26 protein-coding genes and 1 other RNA gene are annotated in these 23,927 nt (G+C 63.1%); 13 read left to right on the top strand and 14 right to left on the bottom strand.

The genetic code is table 11. The features are described from left to right. Both EET67_RS25565 and rpoH read left to right on the top strand, forming a co-directional pair. Positions 1-276, top strand: a 276-nt coding sequence (locus EET67_RS25565) for a hypothetical protein (RefSeq protein WP_425359510.1), incomplete at its 5' end; no start/stop codon positions are given. Positions 277-561: 285 nt separating this feature from the next. Continuing rightward, a complete protein-coding gene (gene rpoH / locus EET67_RS06315; protein WP_128625379.1) occupies positions 562-1,473 on the top strand; it encodes an RNA polymerase sigma factor RpoH in 912 nt (303 codons plus the stop codon). Between the two features lie 253 nt (positions 1,474-1,726). On the opposite strand, the gene EET67_RS06310 is transcribed toward rpoH, so the two are convergent. The 6 genes from EET67_RS06310 to EET67_RS06285 all read right to left on the bottom strand — a co-directional run bounded on the left by EET67_RS06310 (position 1,727) and on the right by EET67_RS06285 (position 7,370). Next, positions 1,727-2,755, bottom strand: coding sequence for a peptidoglycan -binding protein (locus EET67_RS06310; RefSeq protein WP_128625378.1), 1,029 nt, complete (start codon positions 2,753-2,755; stop codon positions 1,727-1,729). Continuing rightward, positions 2,755-3,774 (bottom strand): MotA/TolQ/ExbB proton channel family protein, encoded by a 1,020-nt coding sequence (locus EET67_RS06305; RefSeq protein WP_128625377.1) that lies wholly within the window; start codon positions 3,772-3,774, stop codon positions 2,755-2,757. Before EET67_RS06305 ends, EET67_RS06310 begins: the two co-directional genes overlap by 1 nt. A 265-nt stretch (positions 3,775-4,039) precedes the next feature. Then, entirely contained in the window at positions 4,040-4,840 is an 801-nt protein-coding gene (locus EET67_RS06300) for an inositol monophosphatase family protein (protein ID WP_128625376.1), read from the bottom strand. Positions 4,841-4,935: 95 nt separating this feature from the next. Then, positions 4,936-5,499, bottom strand: a complete 564-nt coding sequence (gene efp / locus EET67_RS06295; RefSeq protein WP_128625375.1) for an elongation factor P — start codon at positions 5,497-5,499, stop codon at positions 4,936-4,938. A gap of 131 nt (positions 5,500-5,630) precedes the next feature. Continuing rightward, the gene (locus EET67_RS06290; RefSeq protein WP_245450749.1) at positions 5,631-6,707 is read right to left on the bottom strand and encodes a tetratricopeptide repeat protein; all 1,077 of its coding nucleotides are present in this window, start codon (positions 6,705-6,707) and stop codon (positions 5,631-5,633) included. 3 nt (positions 6,708-6,710) lie between these two features. Then, on the bottom strand, positions 6,711-7,370 hold the full coding sequence (locus tag EET67_RS06285) for a thiamine phosphate synthase (RefSeq protein ID WP_128625374.1): 660 nt from the start codon (positions 7,368-7,370) through the stop codon (positions 6,711-6,713). Positions 7,371-7,744: 374 nt separating this feature from the next. Between EET67_RS06285 and EET67_RS06280 the strand changes: the two genes are divergently transcribed. The 3 genes from EET67_RS06280 (at position 7,745) to EET67_RS06270 (ending at position 11,378) form a co-directional block, all read left to right on the top strand. Beyond that, the gene (locus tag EET67_RS06280; protein ID WP_128625373.1) at positions 7,745-8,941 is read left to right on the top strand and encodes an OpgC family protein; all 1,197 of its coding nucleotides are present in this window, start codon (positions 7,745-7,747) and stop codon (positions 8,939-8,941) included. A 108-nt stretch (positions 8,942-9,049) separates the two neighbouring features. After that, a complete protein-coding gene (locus tag EET67_RS06275) occupies positions 9,050-10,690 on the top strand; it encodes an acyl-CoA synthetase (RefSeq protein WP_128625372.1) in 1,641 nt (546 codons plus the stop codon). Positions 10,691-10,955: 265 nt separating this feature from the next. Further along, positions 10,956-11,378, top strand: coding sequence for a hypothetical protein (locus tag EET67_RS06270; RefSeq protein ID WP_128625371.1), 423 nt, complete (start codon positions 10,956-10,958; stop codon positions 11,376-11,378). A 194-nt stretch (positions 11,379-11,572) separates the two neighbouring features. On the opposite strand, the gene EET67_RS06265 is transcribed toward EET67_RS06270, so the two are convergent. After that, the gene (locus EET67_RS06265) at positions 11,573-12,787 is read right to left on the bottom strand and encodes a GGDEF domain-containing protein (protein WP_128625370.1); all 1,215 of its coding nucleotides are present in this window, start codon (positions 12,785-12,787) and stop codon (positions 11,573-11,575) included. Between the two features lie 151 nt (positions 12,788-12,938). Further along, positions 12,939-13,685 carry a YebC/PmpR family DNA-binding transcriptional regulator gene (locus EET67_RS06260; RefSeq protein WP_128625369.1) on the bottom strand — a complete coding sequence of 249 codons (747 nt, stop codon included), beginning with the start codon at positions 13,683-13,685 and terminating at the stop codon, positions 12,939-12,941. Positions 13,686-13,881: 196 nt separating this feature from the next. Here EET67_RS06260 and EET67_RS06255 point away from each other — a divergent pair, with 196 nt between their 5' ends. After that, positions 13,882-14,712: an MBL fold metallo-hydrolase gene (locus EET67_RS06255; RefSeq protein ID WP_128625368.1), complete on the top strand. Its 831-nt coding sequence runs from the start codon at positions 13,882-13,884 to the stop codon at positions 14,710-14,712. Position 14,713: 1 nt separating this feature from the next. Then, entirely contained in the window at positions 14,714-15,319 is a 606-nt protein-coding gene (locus EET67_RS06250) for a tetratricopeptide repeat protein (protein WP_128625367.1), read from the top strand. Positions 15,320-15,327: 8 nt separating this feature from the next. On the opposite strand, the gene EET67_RS06245 is transcribed toward EET67_RS06250, so the two are convergent. After that, positions 15,328-15,648, bottom strand: coding sequence for an ArsR/SmtB family transcription factor (locus EET67_RS06245; protein ID WP_128625366.1), 321 nt, complete (start codon positions 15,646-15,648; stop codon positions 15,328-15,330). Between the two features lie 50 nt (positions 15,649-15,698). Between EET67_RS06245 and EET67_RS06240 the strand changes: the two genes are divergently transcribed. Next, complete coding sequence (locus EET67_RS06240; protein WP_128625365.1) at positions 15,699-16,181, top strand: SRPBCC domain-containing protein; 483 nt, start codon at positions 15,699-15,701, stop codon at positions 16,179-16,181. A gap of 16 nt (positions 16,182-16,197) precedes the next feature. Here the strand turns inward: EET67_RS06240 and EET67_RS06235 are convergent, their stop codons facing one another. From EET67_RS06235 to EET67_RS06225, 3 genes are all read right to left on the bottom strand, one after another. Continuing rightward, complete coding sequence (locus tag EET67_RS06235) at positions 16,198-16,965, bottom strand: TerC family protein (RefSeq protein ID WP_128625364.1); 768 nt, start codon at positions 16,963-16,965, stop codon at positions 16,198-16,200. 70 nt (positions 16,966-17,035) lie between these two features. Beyond that, complete coding sequence (locus tag EET67_RS06230; protein WP_128625363.1) at positions 17,036-17,860, bottom strand: TIGR00282 family metallophosphoesterase; 825 nt, start codon at positions 17,858-17,860, stop codon at positions 17,036-17,038. 75 nt (positions 17,861-17,935) lie between these two features. Next, positions 17,936-18,520, bottom strand: coding sequence for a 5-formyltetrahydrofolate cyclo-ligase (locus EET67_RS06225; protein ID WP_128625384.1), 585 nt, complete (start codon positions 18,518-18,520; stop codon positions 17,936-17,938). Here EET67_RS06225 and EET67_RS25560 point away from each other — a divergent pair. After that, a complete protein-coding gene (locus EET67_RS25560; protein WP_165899800.1) occupies positions 18,519-18,707 on the top strand; it encodes a hypothetical protein in 189 nt (62 codons plus the stop codon). The two genes, EET67_RS06225 and EET67_RS25560, sit on opposite strands and share 2 nt — an antisense overlap. Here the strand turns inward: EET67_RS25560 and ssrS are convergent. Beyond that, positions 18,705-18,859, bottom strand: a non-coding RNA gene (ssrS, locus tag EET67_RS06220) — 6S RNA. The genes EET67_RS25560 and ssrS overlap by 3 nt on opposite strands. Positions 18,860-19,669: 810 nt before the next feature. Here ssrS and EET67_RS06215 point away from each other — a divergent pair. The 3 genes from EET67_RS06215 to EET67_RS06205 all read left to right on the top strand — a co-directional run bounded on the left by EET67_RS06215 (position 19,670) and on the right by EET67_RS06205 (position 21,466). Further along, complete coding sequence (locus tag EET67_RS06215; RefSeq protein ID WP_128625362.1) at positions 19,670-20,509, top strand: AAA family ATPase; 840 nt, start codon at positions 19,670-19,672, stop codon at positions 20,507-20,509. 113 nt (positions 20,510-20,622) lie between these two features. Then, a complete protein-coding gene (locus EET67_RS06210) occupies positions 20,623-21,045 on the top strand; it encodes a YeeE/YedE family protein (RefSeq protein ID WP_128625361.1) in 423 nt (140 codons plus the stop codon). A gap of 10 nt (positions 21,046-21,055) precedes the next feature. Beyond that, positions 21,056-21,466: a DUF6691 family protein gene (locus EET67_RS06205; protein WP_128625360.1), complete on the top strand. Its 411-nt coding sequence runs from the start codon at positions 21,056-21,058 to the stop codon at positions 21,464-21,466. Between the two features lie 27 nt (positions 21,467-21,493). On the opposite strand, the gene EET67_RS06200 is transcribed toward EET67_RS06205, so the two are convergent. Then, a complete protein-coding gene (locus EET67_RS06200) occupies positions 21,494-22,522 on the bottom strand; it encodes a glycoside hydrolase family 25 protein (protein ID WP_128625359.1) in 1,029 nt (342 codons plus the stop codon). A gap of 166 nt (positions 22,523-22,688) precedes the next feature. Here EET67_RS06200 and EET67_RS06195 point away from each other — a divergent pair, with 166 nt between their 5' ends. Then, positions 22,689-23,879 (top strand): vWA domain-containing protein, encoded by a 1,191-nt coding sequence (locus tag EET67_RS06195; protein ID WP_128625358.1) that lies wholly within the window; start codon positions 22,689-22,691, stop codon positions 23,877-23,879. The last annotated feature ends 48 nt before the right edge of the window (positions 23,880-23,927 follow it).

The raw sequence follows: 23,927 nt of genomic DNA, 5'->3' as shown, positions 1-23,927 counted from the left end.
CGATGCCGGCAACACATTCCGGCGTCCAAACGTGGTCCGTCAACCGACCGCGAACCCGCAATCCGGCTTCAAACATGGCCGTCGGCTCAATCCACAAGGGTTAATGCGGGTCTCCAGCTGGCGGATTTCGTGGTCCTGTCTGACAACCCGCTGTCCGTCGGCCACCTTGATCCAATGAAGATCAAGGACATCAAGGTTCTGAAGACGATCGTCGGCGGTGAGACCGTGTTTGAAGGCGAAACTTCATCCATCGTCGCAAATCACTTCGCCGAGTAAAATCATTGGACCCGGCCGGCGAAAGCTGGCCGGGCCTTGCTTCTGGACGAGGGCCGCAACGGCATTCTCCGACCCGCCCGGCATCGCGCTTGTGGTCACGCGCCCGGCAAAACCTGAGCGCAATCGTTCACTTTGCCGTGACACACTGTTTAGAGTTGAACAATTTGCGTGCTTTTCCCGGTTTGTTCCTGTATAAGGAGTGGCATATGCGGAGTGCAGAATGCATCCGCGCCATTCGCCCGCCTTTATCAGGGGGCATTGTCTCAAGCAGGGAGGGTGCTTTTCATGGCCCAGACACTACCCAGTATCGTTTCCGGGGAAGGCGGTCTCAGCCGCTATCTGGAAGAAATCCGCCGTTTTCCGATGCTTCAGCCGCAGGAAGAGTACATGCTCGCCAAGCGGTATCAGGAGCATGAGGACACCGGCGCCGCCCACAAGCTCGTCACCAGCCATCTGCGTCTCGTGGCCAAGATCGCCATGGGCTATCGCGGCTATGGCCTGCCGATCGGCGAAGTCATCTCCGAAGGCAATGTCGGCCTGATGCAGGCGGTGAAGAAGTTCGAGCCCGAGCGCGGTTTCCGCCTGGCGACCTATGCCATGTGGTGGATCAAGGCGTCGATCCAGGAATATATATTGCGCTCGTGGAGCCTGGTTAAGATGGGCACCACCGCCAACCAGAAGCGTCTGTTCTTCAACCTGCGCAAGGTCAAGGGCAAGATTCAGGCGCTGGATGACGGTGACCTCAGGCCCGACCAGATCAGCGAGATCGCCACACGGCTGAACGTCTCGGAAGAAGAGGTGGTTTCGATGAACCGCCGGCTTTCGGGCGACGCCTCGCTTAACGCACCCATCCGTGCCACGGAAGGCGAATCCGGTGAGTGGCAGGACTGGCTTGTCGACGACAGCGACAACCAGGAAGAAATGCTGATCGAGCAGGACGAGCTGGAAAATCGCCGCGGCATGCTTGCCGGTGCCATGTCGGTGCTCAACGATCGCGAGCGCCGCATCTTCGAGGCGCGCCGCCTTTCCGACGAGCCGATGACGCTCGAGGAGCTTTCGGGTGAATTCGACATCAGCCGCGAGCGCGTGCGCCAGATCGAGGTTCGCGCCTTCGAGAAGGTGCAGGATGCCGTCAAGGCCGCAGCCAAGCGGCAGGCACAGGCCCTGCGCACGATCGATGCGCAACCAGCCGGCTGAGCACCAGCTGATCGATAGACACTGAAAACGCGTCGGCTTTCGCCGGCGCGTTTTTACTTGGCGGATCGCAGCCCAGAATGCGGAGGCGGCGGCCTCCTCAGGCAGCCAATCCGCGATTCCATGTTTGGAACGGCGCGTATCAAGTCTCCGACGTCATCCCGGAACGCTGCGCAGCGTGAGCCAGCAGCGTATCCGGGACCCATTCCGGTACGCTGGCCTGCCAACCTACCCGCGCGGCCGGCACCTGGCGCCCTCAGCGCTCCGTCAGCTTCAATTCGATACGGCGGTTCCTGGAGCGCGCCTCCTCACTGTCGGTCGTGTCCAGCGGCTGGAACTCGCCGAAACCGGCGGCCACGAGGCGATTGGCCGGCACGCCGTTTTCGATCAGGAACTTCACCACCGAGGTGGCGCGCGCAGACGACAGTTCCCAATTGTCGCGATAGCGGCCGGTGCCTGAAAGCGGCCGGTCGTCGGTGTGGCCATCGACCCGCAGCACCCAGTTGATCTCGGGCGGGATTTCCTTCTGCAATTCGATGATCGCGTCGGCGAGCTTCTTCATTTCCACGCGGCCAGCATCGTTGATCACTTCCGAGCCGACCGGAAACAGCACTTCCGACTGGAAGACGAAGCGGTCGCCGACAATGCGGATATTTTCCCGGTCGGACAGGATTTCGCGCAGGCGCCCGAAGAAGTCGGAGCGGTAGCGGTTCAATTCCTGCACCCGCTGGGCGAGCGCCACATTCAGCCGCTTGCCGAGATCGGCGATCTTGGCGTTGGATTCGCGGTCCTTGGTCTCGGAGGCCTCCAGCGCCTGCTCCAGCGCACCGATCTGCTTGCGCAGGGCGGCGATCTGCTGGTTGAGCAGTTCCACCTGCGACAGCGCCCGCTGGCTGATCTGGCGCTCGCTGTCGAGTTCGCCGCTGAGCGAACCGATGCGTTCGTCGGCTGCTGCACCAGCGCCAGCCCCCTGCGCCAGAAGCTGTTCGAGCCGGCTCTTCTCGGCCTCGGTTGCCGAAAGCGAAGCCTGCAGATTGGCGAGCGCGTCCTGCGCGTCCTGCGAGTTGGATTGCTCCAGCGCCAGAAGCTGGGTCAATTCGTTGATCTGCGAATTAAGCCGGTTCAGCACCTCGTCCTTGCCGGTGATCTCGCGGCTGAGCAGGAACTGCGCCAGCACGAAGACCGACAGCAGGAACATGATCGCGAGCAGCAGCGTCGACAGCGCGTCGACGAAGCCCGGCCAGTAGTCGATGCGTCGGTCGCTGCGCCGGCGAGCAAGCGCCATCAGTCGGGCTCCCGCTGCTTGAGCGCGTCGGCGATACGGTCGAGCGTGTCGCGCATGGCCCGCTGCTCCTGCGACTGCGCCTCCACCCAGTCGCGCATGATCTGCTGCTCGCTGCGCATGTTCTTCACCAAGCCGGAAATGCCGTCGGCCAGATTGGCCATGGCTGTCGCCACGCGCGGGCTGGAGCCGCCGCCCTCCTGCAGGCTGCGCAACTTTTCCGACAGCGCGTTGATCTCGTCGGCGGAGGCGCCGCGCGAGGCATCCGCCACCACGATGTCGGAGGAGAGATCGGTCACCGAGGACAGCCAGTTTTCCAGCTCGGTGTAAAAGCGCGTTTGCGCGCGGCCCGATTGCAGGTCAAGGAAGCCCAGAACCAGCGAGCCGGCAAGGCCGAAAAGCGAGGACGAGAAGGCCGTGCCCATGCCGGCCAGCGGTGCCGAAAGTCCCGACTTCAGCGAATCCAGCACAGCGGCCGTGTCGCCGGTGCCCGGATCGAGCGACTGGATCGTGTCGCCGATCGAGCCGATCGTGCCGAGCAGGCCCCAGAAGGTGCCGAGCAGGCCCAGGAACACCAGCAGGCCGATCAGATAGCGCGAGATGTCGCGGCTTTCATCAAGCCGGGTGGCGATGGAGTCGAGCATCGTACGCATCGAGCTGGTCGACAGCGCCATCGCCGAGGAGCGGCTGAGCAACCCCTTCATCGGCGCCAGCAGCACCGGTTCTGTCTCTTCCGAGCCGGCGCGGAAGGAATTGACCCAGCGTACCTCGCGAAACAGCCGCGCCACCTGCAGGAACGCCAGCAGGATGCCGATCAGCAGCACGCCAAGGATCAGGCCGTTGAGACCCGGATTGGTCGAGAAGGCGGACGATATCTGGCGCGTTAGGATCGCCGCGATGAAAGCCACGATCGCCAGGAACACCAGCATGGACAAAAGGAAGACCTGCGGACTCGACAGCCGGTAGGGGTCGTATCCGTCGTCGGCCGCTTCGTCCCGTCCGAAAAATCTCAGCAATGCCATTGGTGTCCCGATTCGGATGCCCGCAACAAACTCGCCGCGACTCTAAACGGAAATGTGACGAAATTGAAAGACGGCGGACATAAGGCCGTCAAGTCATGTCGCACACACAGTATGTCTACGGTCCCGAGAGATCGTTTGATAACTCGCCCTGCCGAGACATATGGTGCGGATTTCGAGAACCGGAGCGGAGCGGACATTGGTCCGTGAGCACCGGAAGCGCAGAAAGCCACATCAGATGGCCGGCAGGGTAGAGTTTGCAAGCGATCTAGCGCGGCGTCACCGGCTTCTTCAGGGTCTTGACGAGCACGCGGTGGATGGTCTCGTTGCCGGCCACGATCGCGCCGCTGTCGAGCATGCTGTTGCCGCCGTCCTTGTCGGTCACGAAGCCGCCGGCCTCGCGGATCATCAATATGCCTGCCGCCATGTCCCAGGGCGAAAGCGAATCCTCCCAGAAGCCATCCAGGCGGCCCGCCGCGACATAGGCAAGGTCGAGCGCCGCTGAGCCGAAGCGGCGCACGCCGGACGCCTCGCCCATGATGTTGCGCAGTTCCACCAGATAGTTGCCGTGATGGCCGCGCCCCAGATGCGGGATACCGGTGCCGATCACGCAATCGGTCAGCTTGCTGCGGCCGGCGACCCGCAACCGGCGGTCATTCATGAAGGCGCCGCCGCCGCGCTCGGCCGTATAGAGCTCGTCCATCGCCGGATTGTAGATGACGCCGGCGACGAGCTGGCCCTGGCGTTCCAGCGCGATTGAGATGGAGAACACCGGTAAGCCATGCAGGAAGTTCGTCGTGCCGTCGAGCGGGTCGACGATCCAGCGGTGCTGGTCGTCCTCGCCGCTCACCTCGCCGCGCTCTTCCATCAGGAAGCCGTAGCCGGGGCGGGCGCGCGCCAATTCGCTGTAGATGATGTCCTCGGCCTTGCGGTCGGCCTGGCTGACATAGTCGCCGGGGCCTTTCAGCGAGACCTGCAGGTTCTGCACCTCGCCGAAATCGCGCGCCAGCGAGCGGCCGGCCTTCATCGCCGCCTGCACCATGACATTGAGGAGAGCCGAACGGGCCATCAGTGCGTCTTTCCTTGGTTAGCTATTGGCGGCAGTCGGCAGTAAGGCGGCGGTTAATTTTTCCGACTGCCGACGTCCTACTGCCTATTGCCCAATCAATCCGCCCGGCGAACGTAAGTGATCTCGTTGGTATCGACGACGATCTTTTCGCCAGACGAGATGAAGGGCGGCACCAGCACGCGCACGCCGTTTTCCAGCACCGCCGGCTTGTAGGAGGAAGCGGCCGTCTGGCCCTTCACCACCGGGTCTGCCTCGGTGATGATCAACGTCACCTGGTCGGGCAGCGAAATGCCGATCGGCTTTTCCTCATAGAGTTCCACCGTCACCATCATGCCGTCCTGAAGGAAGGCGGCGCGCTCGCCGACGAAATCCTTCAGCAGCTCGAGCTGCTCATAGCTTTCGGTGTCCATGAACACCAGCGCATCGCCCTGCTCGTAGAGGAAGGAAAAATCCTTCTGTTCGAGCCGCACCTTCTCCACCGTCTCGGCCGAGCGGAAGCGTTCATTGAGCTTGGTGCCGTTGATCAGGTTCTTCAACTCGACCTGGTTATAGGCGCCGCCCTTGCCGGGCTTGACGTGGTTGGTCTTGACCGCCACCCACAGGCCGCCATCGTGCTCAATGACATTGCCGGGACGGATTTCGTTGCCGTTGATCTTCATTGTCTGCTTTTTCCGGAAAAAAGAATGGGTTTGCCGCAACGCGGTTTCGGCGTCTCCAAGACCACAATTTGCGTTTCGAGGCAAGAGAGCGGCCCAAAACAGGGCAATCCGGCCACCGGATCCCGGCCGATTTATCTTAGCCTGTTGGCCCGTTGCAGCGCCTGCTTCATCTCCTCGTCGGTCAGCCCGTCGAAGAAATCCTCCATCACAGGGTCGAAGAGGCCGGCGCGGCGGGCAAGGATGAACCAGGCTGCGGCGCTGATCGAGTCCGGCTCCGTGCCAATACCGTTCATATAGAGCTTGCCGAGCCGGTTCTGGGCCGCGGCATTGCCGCCCATGGCGGCGCGGTGCAACCAATTGAAGCCCTCCTTCTCGTCGCGCTCGCCGCCGCGCCCATTGATCAGCCAAGTGCCTAGATCGAGCTGCGCGGTATCGTAATTCTGCTTGGCCGACAAAAGCAGGAAGCGGCGCGCCTCGGCCTCGTCCAGCTTCTTGCCCCCGGCGCCATTGGCATAGAGTTGCGCCATCGCATATTGCGCATCGGCCAGCCCGCTTGTCGCCGCCCGCTCATAATAGGGCACCGCCTTTTCCAGCCCCTTTTCGCCGGGGTTGCGCTCCACCAGCATCTGGGCGAAGTTGAACTGCGCGAGCCGGTTTCCGGCCTCTGCCGCCGCCTGCATCAGCGCATAGGCGGCCTGCGGGTCGCGCTTGGTGTAATTGCCGTCGATCAGCATCAGCGCATATTGGAACTGCGCTTCCGGCACGCCCTGCTCGGCGGCGAGCGCATACCAATTCGCGGCCTCCTTCTCGTTGCGCGCCATGCCGAGCCCGCGCGACAGGATTTCGGCGACCAGCGTCTGCGCGGCCGCATTGCCGTTTTGCGCGCGTGGCAGCGCCAGATTATAGGCGGTGATATAGAGGCCGCGCTGGAAGGCGCCGAAGGCCGGGTCCGACCGGTCGCCGAAGCGGTCGGGATCGATCGCCCCGTCGCCATTGCCGCCACCGAAGCGCTGCGGATCGACACTGTCGGTCGGCGCCGGCAACGGCTTCATCGGCTTGGGCGCCGGCTCGGGTCCGGGCAGGATCGTCGTCTCGGCGACGGGCTTGTCGGCCTTGCCGGCAGTCTCGACCGCACCAGCCGCCGCCGGCGTCATCGCCAGGGCAAGTGCCAGTAACGCCGCAGCGCCATATCCGGTCGATACCGCCATCTTCTACTCCTCGAAGCGCGGCGCGGTTTCGTCGAGAATGGCATTCGCCCGCCGGATCGCTTCCTCCGGATCGACGCCATCGCCGAAGACTGCGCTCGATAGCGCGACAAATTCGGCGCCCGTCGCCCCCACCGCCTCCACCGAGGCGATGTCCGAACCGGCCATCACGATGCAGGGAATTTCGATCATCTCGGCCCACCACGCCCCAAGCGACAGGTTGCGGTTATGCGGTTCGGGCTTGGTGTCATAGCCGAAGCGGCCAAAGAAGATGTAGTCCGGCCGTGCCTCGCCCAGCTCCAGCGCCTCGTCACGCGTCTTGGCGCCGCCAACGCCGACCATCATCTTGGGCTGATAATTGTCGATTGCCTCTTCCAGCGCCTCCCTGGTGCCGTCCAGATGCAAGCCGTCCGCCCGGACACGGCCGGCAATGCGCGTGTCTTCGGCAATGATCACGGCGATGCCGGCTGCCTGCGCCACCGGCACGACGCGCTGCGCAAATGCCTGGAAGGTGGCCTCGTCCATGCCGTTTGCCGGCAGGATGAGGGAGGCGATGTCGCCGCCCGCGATCGCCTTGCGCAGGCGCGCCTCGAACGCCTCCGGTGTCCCGCCTTCAGGCGCGATCAGGACGATACGGCAGCGGTTCGGGGCTTGTGCTTCGTTCATCTCGACAATTCCGGGGTTTGCGACCCATGCAGGCCGATCATGGTTGCAATGGGGCATAGAGCATGTTGCAGCCAAGTGGAATCACTTGGCGTCGCATACATGCGGCTAAATCAACTGGAAGACCATGATGTCGTCCGAAAACCGGTGCCCACTTTTCGGCATCATGGTCTAGAGGAAGACGGCGCGTTTGAACAGCCGACGCTATCGCTGGCCCGGGTTGCGACCTGCGATTGTTTCAGACCCATAACATATCTTGACGGGAGGAAGGTGAACCCTGCCTTCATTAGCGCATTTTGCCTCCATAGGCATCGGGGCCTCGCGACACGCATGGCCTGTCGCAAATCCGCAATGTCCCTCCAGTTGAATCGGCAGCCATGACGACAAATGCACCAACCCTGCGGGATACCCGCATCGATGTGTTCCGAGCGCTTGCGCTGCTGACGATCTTCATCAACCATGTGCCGGGCACGATTTTCGAATATGCCACCCACAAGAATTTCGGCTTTTCGGATTCAGCCGAAGCCTTCGTGCTGATTTCCGGCATTGCGGTGGGGCTCGCCTATGGTCCGAAATTCAAGCCGGGCAATCGCCTGTTGATGACGTTGAAGATCTGGCGGCGCGCCGGCGTGCTCTATATTTCCCACATCATGACAACAGTGGCGACACTGGCGATCTTCTCGGCCGCCGCCCTGCACTTCTTCCGGCCCGACCTGCTCAAGCTGATCAACATCCGCATCATCATCGAGGATACACCCGAGGCGCTGCTGGGCATCGCAACGCTGGGCCACCAGATCGGCTACAACAACATCTTGTCGATGTATGCGGTCGTGCTCTTGATGGTGCCGCTGTTCCTGCTGCTCGCCAATATCAATCTTGTGCTCATGGTCGCCGTCTCGGGCGCGCTCTGGCTTGCCGCGGGAATTTTCCAACTCGCGCCCGGCAATTTCCCCGGCGACGGCTTCTGGTTCCTCAACCCGCTGTCCTGGCAGTTCCTGTTCGTCATCGGCATTGCCGGGATGCTGCATGTCAGGCGCGGCGGCGAAATCCGCTTCAGCCCATGGTTAGCCGCACTGGCCGGCTCCTATGTCCTGCTTGCGCTCGCCTGGGTGCGTATTCCGCTCTGGGGCATCGATGCCTCGCTCGGCCTGCCTGCCGTGCTCACCGGCTTCGACAAGACCTTCCTGTCGCTGCCGCGGCTTTTGCATGTGCTGGCGCTTGCCTATCTCATCGTTACCATTCCGGCGCTGTCCAATCTCGCCCGCACCCGCGCTGATCACCCGCTGGCGATCCTCGGCAAGCATTCGCTGCCGGTCTTCATCGCCGGCACGCTGCTCGCCATGATCGGCCAGGTGATGAAGACGGTAAGCCCCGGCGGACTTGCCTATGACGCGATCCTGATCTCGACCGGCATCGCGCTGCAATTCGGCTTTGCCTATTATCTGGAATGGCTGCCGAAGATCGGCTGGGGCAGCAAGAAGGCGGCCCAGACGCAGCCACGCCCGCAATCCCCTGCCCCCTTGCGCGGCGGCAAGCTCGCCGCTGTTCCGGTTACGCGTGCGCCGGAACGTTAGAAGCAAGCGCTTCACCTAAAAGCGCAATGTCGCCGATGGCGAATCCCCTTCACAGGCTTGCCCCTCCCGCTTTACTATCTCCCGCAACATTCTTGCCCGGGAGATAGCGTGGCCAGCATCTATGACAGCGGACTCGACCGCAACCCAGCCAACCACCAGCCGCTGACGCCGCTCACTTTTCTGGAGCGCGCGGCTGCCACCTATCCCGACCACACCGCCATCATCCACGGCAGCGCCCGCTGGTCCTATCGCGACTTCTGGCGCCGCTCGCGCCAGCTCGGCTCGGCGCTGGCGCAAAACGGCATCGGCAAGGGCGACACGGTCACCGTGATGCTGTCCAACACGCCGGCTATGCTTGAAGCGCATTTCGGCGTGCCGATGGTCCAGGCGGTGCTGCATTCGCTCAACACCAGGCTGGACGCCGCCGTCATCGCCTTCCAGCTCGACCATGCCGAGACGAAGCTTTTGATCGTCGACCGCGAATTCTCGCCCGTCATGAAGGAGGCGCTGGCGCTGGCAACAGTCAGGCCGCTGGTCATCGACTATGACGATCCGCAGCACGGCGCTGACGCCCCCTATCCGAAGGGCGAGCGCATCGGCACGCTGGATTACGAGGCCTTCGTCGCTTCCGGCGATCCGGACTTCGCCTGGTCGATGCCCGACGACGAATGGGACGCCATCGCGCTCAACTACACCTCCGGCACCACCGGCAATCCCAAGGGCGTGGTCTATCACCATCGCGGCGCGGCGCTGATGGCCTATGCCAACACCGTCCATGCCGGCATGGGCAAGCACTGCGTCTATCTGTGGACGCTGCCGATGTTCCACTGCAATGGCTGGTGCTTTCCCTGGACGCTCGCGGTCCAGGCCGGCACCCATGTCTGCCTGCGCTGGGTGCGGGCAGGAGCCATCTACGACGCCATCGCCGATCACGGCGTCACCCATCTGTGCGGCGCCCCGGTGGTGATGTCGGCGCTGATCAATGCCGGCGACGCCGAAAAGCGCAGCTTCTCCCAGACCGTCACCTTCAACACCGCCGCCGCCCCGCCGCCGGAAGCGGTGCTGGCGGGCATGGCCGATGCCGGCTTTGCCGTCACCCATCTCTACGGCCTCACCGAGACCTACGGCCCGGCCGTGGTCAATGAATGGCACGGCGACTGGGACGCGCTCGACAAGGGTCCACGCACGGCGAAAAAGGCGCGGCAGGGCGTGCGCTATGCCGCGCTCGAAGGCCTCACCGTGATGGCGCCCGAGACCATGGAAAAGACGCCGGCCGACGGCGAGACCATCGGCGAGGTGATGTTTCGCGGCAATATCGTCATGAAGGGCTATCTGAAGAACAAGCCCGCCACCGACGAGGCCTTTGCCGGCGGCTGGTTCCATTCGGGCGATCTCGGCGTCATGCACCCGGACTTCTATATCCAGCTCAAGGACCGCTCCAAGGACATCATCATCTCCGGCGGCGAGAACATCTCCTCCATCGAGGTCGAGGACGCGCTCTACAAGCACCCCGCCGTCGCCTCCTGCGGCGTGGTCGCCCGCCCCGATGAGAAATGGGGCGAGACCCCGCTCGCCTATGTCGAGCTGAAGCCCGGAAAGGCGGCAACGGAAGCCGAGATCATCGCGCATTGCCGCACGCTTCTCGCGCGCTTCAAATGCCCGAAAGCCATAATCTTCACCGAAATCCCCAAGACCTCCACCGGCAAGATCCAGAAATTCCGCCTGCGCGAAATGGCGCGCAAATCGTGAGGCGGTTCTGGCGGGTGGTAGCCTCAGCACCCGTTTGGCCAGCTATCGGCCCATTTTCGGCCATGCTAATGTTGCGCCCGCGCTCGAGGGAGCGAGCGCAGACAGGACGTGCCGAAGCATAGGTCAGTGAGAGCCGAAAAATAACGGTTTCGTGGCACCGGCGCGGCAAACCTGACGGCGCAGATCCGATGCCGCAAGCCATTGCCCGCCCCGACCGCCCCTCGACACTTCCTGCCAGGAATTAACCTTGTCGGAGGAGCCTGCCATGCAGGGCGTAGCGCGCAATTTCTTCACTTTGGCCATTCTCTATGCCATTGGCGGCATGATGCTGGGGCTGGCCATGTCGATTTCGGGCGATCACGGACAGATGCCCACCCACGCCCACACAATGGTCGCCGGCTGGCTGATGTCATCGGTATTCGCCTTTTTCTACCATCTCTTTCCCGCCGCTCGGGCTTCGCGGCTGGCGCCGGCCCATTTCTGGCTGACGGCTGTCAGCGGCGTGGTGCTGGTGGTCGGCCTTTATTTCCTGCTTGCCGGCAATGCCTCGATCGAGCCGCTGGTGGCGCTCGCTTCGATCGGCTTCTTCCTCGGCATGCTGCTGTTCGCCTTCATCGCGCTGCCGGCGGTGTGGAAGGTCGAAAGCCTGTCGGGCGTGATGCCGACCCCAGGTGCCGCGCCGCGCTAACGACAATTTCTGCAAGGCCGTTAACCAGCCATTAAGCTTTACGGCTGTTTACTATGGATATCCAGTGTTCTGGATTCTTACCGAGTGGCTGGAGCCACTTCGTTTGACGCCTCCCTGTTAACTTCTGAGAGCCGCTTCCGCGGCTCTTTTTTTGTCAGGGCAACGTCCATAGCAACGACACCTGGCGTCCGTGTTCATCGCCGTGCCGACGCCTCGCTGAGCCGGACGACGTTTATATGCGCCCCCTCGGCTTCCAGCAGCACCGACAGGCCCGCAATGGCATAGCCGTTCCGGCCCTTGGCCTTGGCTCGATAAAGCGCCTCGTCCGCCTGTGCCGTCAGGTCGCCGGCAATCAGCGACATGTCGGCCGACCATTCCGCCACCCCAACGCTGATCGTGAAGCCGTCCGATCCCTCCTGCGAGGCACTGCGGTTGCGCACGGCAACAACAAGCGCTGCAGCCACCTTCTCGGCTTCCCTTGCAGTGGTTTCCGGCAGGAGGATCGCAAACTCGTCGCCGCCGATGCGAAACAGCACGTCGCCGCTGCGGATGCTTTCATCCGCGATCTGGGCGAAATGGCGCAGGATGCGATCGCCGAAGGCATGGCCCTTGCTGTCATTGATCCCCTTGAAATGGTCGATATCGATCAGCAGCAGCGAGAATGGGCGGTTGCTGCGCCGCGACCGCTTGTCCTCGGCCTCCAGCACCGCCAGGAAATGCCTTCGATTGGCGACCCCGGTCAGTTCGTCCTTGATGGCGAGCGCGGCCAGTTCCTCGCGCAGCCTTTCGATCGACATGACCGCGAAGCCGAAATTCCAGACGACGCCGCTGAAGATGACGCAAAGCAAGGCGTAGCTTTCGATCATCGTATAGAAGTCGTGATCGACATGTCCCATCATCAGCCCGATATTGAGGCCGCTTTCGATGGCATGGCCGACAATGCCGACGATCATCGCGCTCGCCGCAATCCAGGCGCCGAGGTCATGGCGCTTCCAGCGCAGCAGGTGATAGGCCGCAAGCACCAGCGGCACGGACTGCCCGCCCGCATAGACCAGATTGCGCCCCTGCAGGCTGTCGAACAAAAGCACCAGAAGCAGCAGGCTGCCTCCCGTCACGATGGCGCTCAGCTTCCAGCCGCCGGGGAGGCCATAGAAAACGCGAACCCCGACCCAGAACAGGCAAAAACCGTAGATGACGAAGCCGTTTCCCGCCACCGCCAGCACGAAGCTGCCTTCATTACCCTGTAGCGCCAGCACGCAACCGCCGACCGTCGTCAGCACGCAACCGGCCAGCCAGACGCGCGCCGCCGCGAAATTGCGGTAGCGATAGGCGATCGCCCCCCAGATGATGGCGACCGTGATCGAATTGAGCAGGATGACGATGTAAAGCGTCAAGAAATCGAGTTTCATGGCAATTCCAAGGAGAAGACCCGGTCTCCTTGGGCGCCAACTCTTTAGTAGATGTTAAGAAATACTGGCGGTTTGCAGTTATCACCAGACTCTGTGTGGCAGCGATGCAGCCAGGCCGGACTTTTCCGTCCGACCCGGTGTCCACAGAAGGTCAGGCGCTGAGCTTGGCCAGCGTCGCTTCGTCGACGTCGAAATTGACATAGACATTCTGAACGTCGTCGTCGTCCTCGAGCGTCGCCACCAGTTTCAGGATCGACTGCGCGCGGTCCTCATCCACCGGCACGGTGTTCTGCGGCTTCCAGATCGCCTTGACGGATTCAGCCTCGCCCAGGGCCGTTTCCAGCGCCTTGGAGACATCGCCGAGATTTTCGAAGGCGCACAATATGGTGTGGCCGTTCTCGTCGGATTCGACATCGTCGGCGCCTGCCTCGATCGCCGCTTCCATCACCTTGTCGGCGCTGCCGGTGCCTGCCGGATAGACCACCTCGCCGACGCGATCCCACATGAACGCCACCGAACCGGTTTCGCCGAGCGCACCGCCGGCCTTGGTGAAGGCCGCGCGCACATTGGAGGCCGAGCGGTTGCGGTTGTCGGTCAACACTTCGACGATGAGGGCGACGCCGCCGGGGCCATAGCCCTCATAGCGCACTTCCTCGTAATTTTCCGCATCGCCGCCCGACGCCTTGTTGATGGCGCGCTGGATATTGTCCTTGGGCATGGACTCGGCCTTGGCGCTCTGGATCGCCAGCCGCAGGCGCGGGTTCATCGCCGGGTCGGGCAGGCCCGCCTTGGCCGCGACGGTGATTTCGCGTGCCAGCTTGGAAAACATCTTCGAGCGGACCGCATCCTGGCGGCCCTTGCGGTGCATGATGTTCTTGAATTGTGAATGGCCGGCCATGGGACCCCTTTTTGTCTTTTGCGCGCCCCCGCTCGAAGGCGCGATACTGTCATCTGGAAATGGCGGGCTTATAAACCGGATTGCCGCCCGGCGTCCAGAAGGGCGCCTCGGCCCGGTGCTCGCGAAAACGTTACTGCGCAGGCGCGCCCTTGTGCAGGCATAGTAGAGTGGCCATCCCGCCTCGACGGAGACCGCCATGCCCGCATTGCGTCCGCTGTTGCAGCTTGCCGCCCTCTTCGCCGCCTTCCTCCTGTGGACGGCACAGCCGCTCGCGGCCCAGACCGCACAGGAGCCTCCCGTCGCCGGGCGCTGCCTTGCCGTTGCCGGGCTCCTGCCGCAGGTCACCTATGTCAACTTGACGCCGGTCCAATCCGCCGCCGGAGGCGAGGTCACGATCACCTATGCCGGCCATTCCACCTATGTCATCGAGACCCCGGCCGGCGTGCGCATCGCCACCGATTTCAGCGGTGTGTACGGCACCGAGCCGCTTCCGCGCGTCGTCACCATGAACAAGGCGCACCGCACCCACTACACCGACTTTCCCGACCCCGGCATCGAACATGTCCTGCGCGGCTGGAACCCGGATGGCGGGCCGGCGCGCCATGCGCTCACCGTGGACGACGTCCACATCCGCAACGTGCCGACCGATATCCGCCATTTCGGCGCCATGGAGCGTGACGGCAATTCCATCTTCATCTTCGAGATGGCCGGCCTGTGCATCGGCCATCTCGGCCATTTGCATCACCGGCTGGAGGATGCCCATTACAGCGCCATCGGCCGCCTCGACGTGGTGATGGTGCCGATCGACGGCGGCATGACGCTGTCGCTGGACACGATGAGCGAGATCACCACGCGGCTTTATTCCTCGACGATCCTGCCCATGCATCGCCACGCAACGCCGATCAACGCCTTCCTCGCGCGCATGGGCGAGGAGTTCGCCGTCGATTTCCGTGCCGAACGATCGCTCAAGGTCTCGTTGCGCTCGCTGCCGCAGCGCCCGACCATCGTCGTTCTGGAGGGGGTGTGAGATGAAACCGTTCTGGCAACGCGCGGCGTCGGCCGTTGTGGTGGCATTGCCGCTGTCGATGCCCCTGCTCTCCCCTTCCTCCGCCATCGAGATCATGCCAGCCGGACAGGTGGACGACACCTATCAGCAGCGCCTTTTCGAAAGCCTGAAGAATGCGCGCACCGAGGTCGAGGGCCGGGCGATCGAAAACGCCATCTGGGAGATGTGGATGGCGCAGGCGCCGACGCAAGACATCGCCCGCAGCGTCAAGGACGCCATGGATGCCCGCGAGAGCTATGACTATGACCGCGCGCTTGCCCTGCTCGACGCCGCCATCGCCGCCGCGCCCGACTATGCCGAGGTGTGGAACCAGCGCGCCTTCATCCGCTTCCTGAAGGAGGATTTCGACGGTGCACTCATCGACATCGAAAAGACGCTGACACTGGAGCCCCGTCACTTCGCCGCCCTGTCCGGCCGCGCGCTGGTGCTGATGCGGCAGGGCCGCATGGAACTGGCCCAGCAGGCGCTGCGCGAGGCGGTCGCCATCCATCCCTGGCTGAAGGAACGCTCCATGATCATCCCTGAACCCGGCGAGGTCGTGCCCGCACCCGGCGGCCGCGATATCTGATTGGCGTCCTACTCCAGATCGGCTTGCAGCCGGTCGAGGATGGTCAGCGCGTGGGTGGCATATTCGCTGATCCAGCGGTCATGGATCTGCTTGATCGGCAGCGAATTGAGATGGTTCCAGCGTTCCCGCCCCTCGCGCTCGGCAACGACCAGTCCGGCCTGCTCCAGCACTTTCAGATGCTGCATCACCGTGCAGCGATCCATCTGCGCGAATTCCTCGCACAGCATGCCCGTGGTGTGCGGGCCTTCCTTCAGCCGGTCGAGCATGGCGCGCCGGGCCTTATGGGCCAAGGCCTTGAAAACCAGGTCTTCTTTCGATTCGCTTGACATGTTATATTTTTATAACATAATTACCGCAAACTCAACCAGAGGAGATACCCATGTCTTTGGGATTCAGGGTTTCGGGCCGCATCGGCAAGCCCGTCGCAGAGGTGTTCGACGCCGTCGTCAACCCCACAAAACTCAGCGGTTATTTCACCACGCTCGGTGGCGCCAGCGCGCCGCTTGTCGCCGGCACCACGGTGACGTGGTGGAAGACCGTCCCCGTCGAGGTCGATGAGGTGGTGGCGCCGGAGCGCATCGTGTTGCGCTGGGACGCAACCGATGCGGAAGGCAAGCCGGCTTACAAGACCAAAATCGAGATGACCTTCAAGCAGCTCGAGGATGGCGGCACCTTCGTCACCATCGCCGAGACCGGCTGGCGCGAGGACGAGACCGGCCGCAAGAACTCCTACCTCAACTGCGAGGGCTGGTCACAGATGCTGTCGGCCATGAAGGCCTATGTCGAATATGGCATCAATCTGCGCGAAGGCTTTTATCCGAGCGAGATGCGCGGCGAACTGCCCACCGGCGAGGACAAGTAGCAGGGTTTGCCTCGCCCTACGCCTCGTCGGCCGGTCGGGCAGCCTTTGCCTTGCGGTTTCTCGCCAGCATGTTGAGCCCTTCGACCATCGCCGAGAAGCCCATCGCCGCGTAGATATAGCCCCTCGGCACATGGTAGCCCATGCCGTCGGCGATCAGCGTCATGCCGATCATCAAAAGGAAGCCCAGCGCCAGCATCACGATGGTCGGGTTCTTCTCGATGAATTCCGACAGCGGGTTGACGGCCACCAGCATCACCGTCACCGCCACGATCACGGCGATATACATGATGGCGATCTCGTCGGTCATGCCGACTGCGGTGATGATGGAATCGATCGAAAACACCAGGTCGAGCAGCAATATCTGGAAGATGGCGCCGGCCAGCGACACCTGCAGTGCACCGCCGAGCAGATTGTCCTTGGAGTCCTCCGGGTCCACCGTGTGATGGATCTCCTTGGTCGCCTTCCACACCAGGAACAGGCCGCCGGCGATCAGGATGAGGTCGCGCCAGGAAAAGGCATGGCCGAATGCCTCGAACAGTGGATTGGTCAGGCGCACGATGAAGGCGATAGTTGCCAGAAGCAGCAGGCGCATGATCAGCGCCGCGCCGATGCCCAGCCGCCTTGCGGCGACGCGATGCTGCGGCGGCAGCTTGTTGGTCAGGATGGAGATGAAGATCAGGTTGTCGATGCCGAGCACGACTTCCAGCACGATCAGCGTCAGCAGCGCAACCCATGCGGTTGGATCGGCGAGCCAGACAAAGTGCTGCGCAAAAAACTCAACCATCGATGTCCCCGGATCTGATTAAGGATAAAAAGTCCGCATCAGGTAGGAGCGCGGTTCCCCTCCGTCAATGTCAGGCCCAGAAATTAGGCGCGGTTTCTTCCAGGCGCGGCCCCAGACGCAGCGGCGCGATCTTTTCGGTCAGGCCCGTGCGGTCGGAAATCTCCACCGCCAACCCGCAGATCGTCGCCGGTCCGCTCGCCGCCTCGAAGCGCCCCTTGGGCACTTTCGACAGGAAGCGGTTGAGCGGCTCCTCCTTGTCCATGCCGAGCGAGGAATCATAGTCGCCGCACATGCCCGCATCGGTGAGATAGCCGGTGCCGCCGTTGAGGATCTGGTGGTCGGCGGTCGGCTGGTGGGTATGGGTGCCGACGACCAGGCTGGCGCGCCCGTCGACGAAATGGGCAAAGCACATTTTCTCGCTCGTCGCCTCGGCATGGAAATCGATCACCACCGCATCGGCCTGTTCGCCAAGCGGACAGGCGGCAAGCTCGCGCTCGCCGGCCTGGAACGGATCGTCCAGTTCCGGATGCATGAACACCCGGCCCATGATATTGGCCACCATCACGCGCGCCCCGTTCCTGGCGAGATAGACGCCCGAGCCGCGCCCCGGCGTGCCTTTGGGAAAATTGGCCGGCCGCAGGAAGCGTTCCTCGCGCGGCGCGAAACTAAGCGCCTCGCGCTGGTCCCACACATGGTTGCCGGTCGTCACCACATCGGCTCCGGCATCCAGCGTCTCGCGAAAAATATCCTCGGTTATGCCGAAGCCGCCCGCCGCGTTCTCGCCATTGACGATGACGAAATCGAGCCGGTAGTCCGAGATCAGTCCCGGCAGCCTTTCCCAGACGGCGGTGCGGCCGCTCTTGCCTACCATGTCGCCAAGGAAAAGAAGTCTCATCGGGTTGCATCCTGAACAGGGATCGCGAAGCAGGAAAGCACCAGCGGGCCGGTTGCTTGGTGAAGGAACCTCCTTCTAGGCCCCGTCCTCGAAGCCGCGCAAGCCGCTTTCCGTCAGTATTTCGTCGAGTACGACATCATGCGGCTCTTCGGGAACCAGCGGCACCTGCTGGCATTCGAAGGCAACTCCGATCAGGCGCGGCTTCAGCCCCCTGCCGTGCAGCCGCTCAATGGCGCGGTCGTAATAGCCCGCGCCATAGCCGATGCGGTGCCCGCGCGCGTCGAAGGCCGAAAGCGGTATCAGCATGATTGCGGGGTCGAGCACCGCCGCCTCCTCGCCCGGTCCAGTGGTGCCGTAGCCCATCTCGACCAGTTCGGCGCCGCGCACCAGTTCGCGGAAAACGATGGTGGTCTTGTCCAATATGGCTGGCAGGCAGAGCCGCGCGCCCTTCTGGCGCAGCGCATCCATCAGTGGCCGCAGGTCGGCTTCCGAGCGCATCGGCCAGAACCCGGAAACCGCGGTGCCTGGATCGAAGTCGATCCGTTCCGCAGCCCTGGCCATGTCGAGTGACACCTCGATGCGCCACGTCACCGGCAATGCGTCGCGACGCGCCAAGGCCAGCTGCCGCAACTGTTTCTTCTGTTCTTTCAAGGGGATCATGCGCGCGAAAACAGGTGAATCGGACAATCCGGCCGTGTTCCGTTCCAGGACGGACAGCGGCCATGCCCGCGAACATGGCATGAAACGGCGTTGCGGCACAATCGCCGCGCCTGCGGTTTATCGCGAGCGCGCGGGCGAGATGGCCGCCTTCGGGCAGCCCTATATCGGCTCCGCAGATGGGAAGTGACGATCCACGCAACCGGTGGAGAAGCGATCCCGGGAACCTACATAAGTAGGTGGGCGCCGTATGAGAAAACCCACGGGTCTTCCCAGGGACAGCTCCCTGAGGATCGTTAAGGCCCCGGGGAATATGTCTCCTGTCGCGAGGCGCAGACCGTCGCGGATGAATATAGAGCCTCCGCGCCGCCCATGCCAGTGGCATAGACCGACCTGGCATACTGTCGGCGCATATTTTTCCAAGCACAAAAAGCGTGGACAGAATCCATCCACCCCGGCCCGCAACCCCTTGCCACACCTGCCTGTGCCCACCCACGCGGCACTTTCTCATCCCCGCCTTGCGCTTGTGCGCTCATAATCCCCGCATCGCCCTCGCNGCATCGCCCTCGCGGGAACACGGGTCATGAACCGGATGAGCGTGGAGGGGACGGTGCCGGATCGGTGACGCGATGGTGGCGTTGCTGGGTGATGAGCCCTCAGGTCCGGGCCTTGGAGGGCGGCTTTGCCGGCAGGAGCCGGCATCCCGAACTCAAGGCAAGAACACCGGCGGGGCGCGAAGGTCGCGCCACATAACACAACTTAGGACGGCAAGGCCCTCGCGCCCCGCTTCCCATGTTCTTTGACAATGGCCAGACGCATTTTGCGGGCGTGGCAACGGAAAACCGTGGCCAAGACCTTTCAGAACCTGGGTTCCTCGCCCCTCTGGGGAGAGGTGTCGAGGCGAAGCCGAGACGGAGAGGGGCGGAGCGAGATGGAGAGGGGCGGAGCGAGATGGAGAGGGCGGGGCAAAGACCACCAGACGCATTTGCGGGCGTGGCAACGGAAAACTGTGGCCAAGACCTTTCAGAACCTGGGTTCCTCGCCCCTCTGGGGAGAGGAACCTTTATCCTGCGAGGGCACACCCGACGCAAGACCCTTGCCCCCTCGCTTTGCCATCCCTACTGTCGCGCCGGCAGGAAACTGGAGTCTGGAATGCGTTTTGAAGGCACCTCGGCCTATGTCGCCGAAAAGGATCTGATGGTGGCGGTCAATGCCGCGATCGCGCTAGAGCGGCCGCTTCTGGTCAAGGGCGAGCCCGGCACCGGCAAGACCGAGCTTGCCCGCCAGGTGGCAGCCGCCCTTGGCCTCGAACTGATCGAATGGAACATCAAGTCGACCACCAGGGCGCAGCAGGGCCTATATGAATATGACGCCGTTTCGCGCCTGCGCGACAGCCAGCTCGGCGACGATCGCTTCAACGACATCCACAATTACATCAGGCGCGGCAAATTGTGGGATGCCTTCGCGGCTGGACGCAAGGTGGTGCTCCTGATCGACGAGATCGACAAGGCCGACATCGAATTCCCAAACGACCTGCTGCAGGAACTCGATCGCAACGAATTCTTCGTCTACGAGACCGGAGAGACGATCAAGGCCTCGGTGCGCCCCATCGTCATCATCACCTCCAACAATGAGAAGGAACTGCCCGACGCCTTCCTGCGCCGCTGCTTCTTCCACTATATTCGCTTTCCCGACGCCGACACGCTGCGCCGGATCGTCGAGGTGCACTATCCGGGCATCAAGCAGAAGCTGGTCAGCGCGGCCCTGACTCAGTTCTACGAAATCCGTGACGTGCCGGGGTTGAAGAAGAAGCCGTCCACCTCCGAGGCACTCGACTGGATCAGGCTGCTCGTCGCCGACGACGTCGATCCGGCCGATCTGCGCGCCGACCCCAAGAACGCCCTGCCCAAACTGCATGGCGCGCTGCTGAAGAACGAACAGGACGTGCATCTGTTCGAGCGCCTCGCCTTCATGGCCAGACGCCAGGGGTGAGGACCGGCCTCGCACGGCGGATGAAAGCCATGTGACGATCTGCTCGTTTGAGCCACCCGGCTTCAATCCCCAAATGAAGGCTGCAACCCGGCACCACCAATCGGAGACATCGAATGACTGAATTCACCCCCGTCGCATCGCTTATCGGCGGGGCGCTCATCGGCCTCAGCGCCGTGCTGCTGATGGCGCTGGAGGGCCGCATCGCCGGCATCAGCGGCATCGCTGCGCGCTTGCTGCCGCCCTATCACAAAGGCGGGGTGCTATCGCGGCTGGGCTTCGTGCTCGGGCTCGTCCTCGCTCCGCTGCTTGACGCCCTGGTGTCCGGCGCGCCGGTCGTCCAGACCGTCTCGTCCAACCTGCCGCTGATGCTCATTGCCGGCCTGCTGGTCGGTTTCGGCAGTGTCTATGGCAGCGGCTGCACCAGCGGCCATGGTGTCTGCGGCCTGGCGCGCCTGTCGCCGCGCTCACTGGTGGCCACGCTGGTGTTCATGGCGGTGGCCATCGCCACCGTCTTTGTCGTCCGTCATCTTGCCTGAAGGACCGGCCATGAGCTTCATCGTCAACCTGCTGCTTGGCCTGCTGTTCGGCGTCGGCCTCGTGATCTCCGGCATGGCCGATCCGGCCAAAGTGCTCAATTTCCTCGATCTTGCCGGCACTTGGGACCCGTCTCTGGCTTTCGTCATGGGCGGCGCGGTCATCGTCGCCTTCTTCGGCTACCGCGTCGTGCTCGGCCGGAAGCGGCCGTTGCTGGCGCCTGACTTCCAGCTGCCTAAGCGCAGCGCAATCGATGGCCGCCTCGTCGCGGGTGCTGCGATCTTCGGCCTTGGCTGGGGTCTGGGCGGCTTCTGCCCCGGCCCGGCGCTGACCTCGCTGGGCTTTGCCGAAACCGGCACGCTCATCTTCGTGCCGGCGATGTTTGCCGGCATGCTCGCGGCAAAATGGCTGGCCCGCGCATGAGGGTCTGAGACGGAAGCAGCCCCGCCGTCAACCGCGCGTCCCCGATGCCCAGCGGTGCCACTCATCCTCGCTGCCATGGAAGGCGTTGAGGTCGATGCGGCCGGTCACGCCATGCGACAGGCCGGAACCGGAATATTGCCAGAACAGCCATTTGCGGCCGGGATAGACCTTGGACGGATGCGCGGCCACCGAGCGCAGCCAGAAGTGATGGTTGGGGAATGCCCCTTCCAGATTGTCGCTATAGAAATCCGGGGCGGTGTAGATGATCGGGCGCTGGCCGTAATGCCGCTCCAGCCTGTCCATAAAGACCTGCATTTTTTCAAGCACCTTGGCGCGCGACAGGCGTCGCTTGCAGCTTGACTCGCCATTGTACTCGACGTCGATCACCGGCGGCAGCGCGCCTGGAACCTTCGGCACATTGCGGATGAACCAGTCGGCCTGTTCGCTGGCCACGCGGCACCAGTAGAAGAAATGATAGGCACCGCGCTTCAGCCCGGCCTCGTGCGCCGCACGCCAGTTCTTCCGGAACATCGGATCGAGGTGGTCGCCGCCATCGGTGGCCTTGATATAGGCGAAGTTCGCGCCCTGGCTGCGCAGCTTCGGCCAGTCGATCTCGCCTTGCCAGCGCGAAACGTCAACGCCGTGAACTGGCAATGAGCGCGGCGAGCGCGAGCCGAAATTGATCGGCTTGGCATCGCGAAACTGGCGGCTGTAGATCTTGCCGCGCATCCGCGGTGCGGTCCCCACCGCCGGCATGTCGGGCGCCAGCATCGCCACCGGCCTTGCCGCCGGAACGGGCATGCCCGCCAGCGGCATCGATGCCTCGAAAGGCTCGGGCACGGCGGGCTGGGGCATGAGTGCCGCGACCCCGACCGCCGCCGCAGCCTCCACCGGCTTGACCGCGCCCACCGCAACCGTGGGGGTCGGCACGTCCGGCCGGCTGATCGAACTGGTCGTCTCCGACGACGGCGAGAGAATCTCGTCCATGCGGCTGGAGGTGCAGCCGGCAACAACAAGGCAGATGGACAGGACAAAAGGCACGTTGAAACGATGCATGGCAACCCGTACGCAAAACAATTCGCCGCGGCGATGCCATCGCCCCCGGCCCGCTAGCGGAAGTCCTAACGATAAATTACCAAGAAAGACTGAATCCTAAGTTTCCGTTTACATCACGCCGCCGCCGGCCTTGCCCCGGACGCCGATGCAAAGCAAAGTGCCGCCCATGTTCATTCCCTTCTTCCTCGAACTGAAGGCAGCAAAGGTCCCCGTTTCGCTCAGGGAATATCTGTCGCTGCTCGAAGCCATGGAGGCCGGGCTGGTCGATTACGATGTCGAGGGCTTTTACTATCTGGCGCGCTCCTCGCTTGTGAAGGACGAACGCCATATCGACCGCTTCGATCAGGTTTTCTCCCATGTCTTCAAGGGCGTTGAAGCGGTGTCAGGCGAAGCCGCCGTCGATGTCGCCGGCCTGCCGGAGGAATGGCTGCGGCGGTTGGCCGAAAAGCATCTCAGCGAGGAGGAGAAGAGACTGGTCGAGGCGCTGGGCGGCTTCGACAAGCTGATGGAGACGCTTAAAGCACGGCTGGAGGAGCAGAGGGGGCGCCACCAGGGCGGCTCCAAATGGATCGGCACCGCCGGCACCTCGCCCTTCGGCGCCTATGGCTACAATCCCGAGGGCGTGCGCATCGGCCAGCATGAAAGCCGGCATCGCCGTGCGGTGAAGGTCTGGGACAAGCGCGAATTCCGCAATTTCGACGACGGCGTGGAAATCGGCACCCGCAACATCAAGGTTGCTCTAAAGCGGCTTCGCCGCTGGGTGCGCGAGGGCGCGCAGGAAGAATTCGACCTGCCCGGTACCATCCACGCCACCGCCGAGCATGGCTATCTGGACGTGCGCACCCGCCCCGAGCGGCGCAACGCCGTCAAGCTCTTGATGTTCTTCGATGTCGGCGGCTCGATGGACGACCACATCAAGGCAGTCGAGGAACTGTTTTCGGCCGCGCGCGCCGAGTTCAAGCACATGGAATATTTCTACTTCCACAACTGCCTTTACGAAGGTGTGTGGAAGGACAATCTGCGCCGCCATTCGCAGACCATCCCGACCTTCGACGTGCTGCACAAATATGGCCACGACTATCACGTCATCTTCGTCGGCGACGCCGCCATGAGCCCTTACGAGATTGCCTATGCCGGCGGATCGGTCGAGCACTGGAATCCCGAGCCCGGCGCGGTCTGGCTGCAGCGCGTGCTTGCCCAGTGGCCGAATGCCGTCTGGCTCAACCCGACGCCGCAGAAACACTGGGGCTACACCCACTCCATCGGCATGATCCGCGACATCTTTGCCCAGCGCATGTATCCGCTCACGCTTTCGGGGCTGGAAAGCGCCATGCGCGAATTGTCCCGCAAGCACTGAGCGCCACCCCCAAGAAAATCCGTGCGCGATGGCTCCTGAATGCCTATC

Source organism: Borborobacter arsenicus (assembly GCF_003934165.1).
In the GTDB taxonomy this organism is placed as follows: domain Bacteria; phylum Pseudomonadota; class Alphaproteobacteria; order Rhizobiales; family Rhizobiaceae; genus Pseudaminobacter; species Pseudaminobacter arsenicus.
The sequence above is the reverse complement of the archived record's forward strand: the minus strand, read 5'-3'. Positions and strand labels throughout refer to the sequence as shown.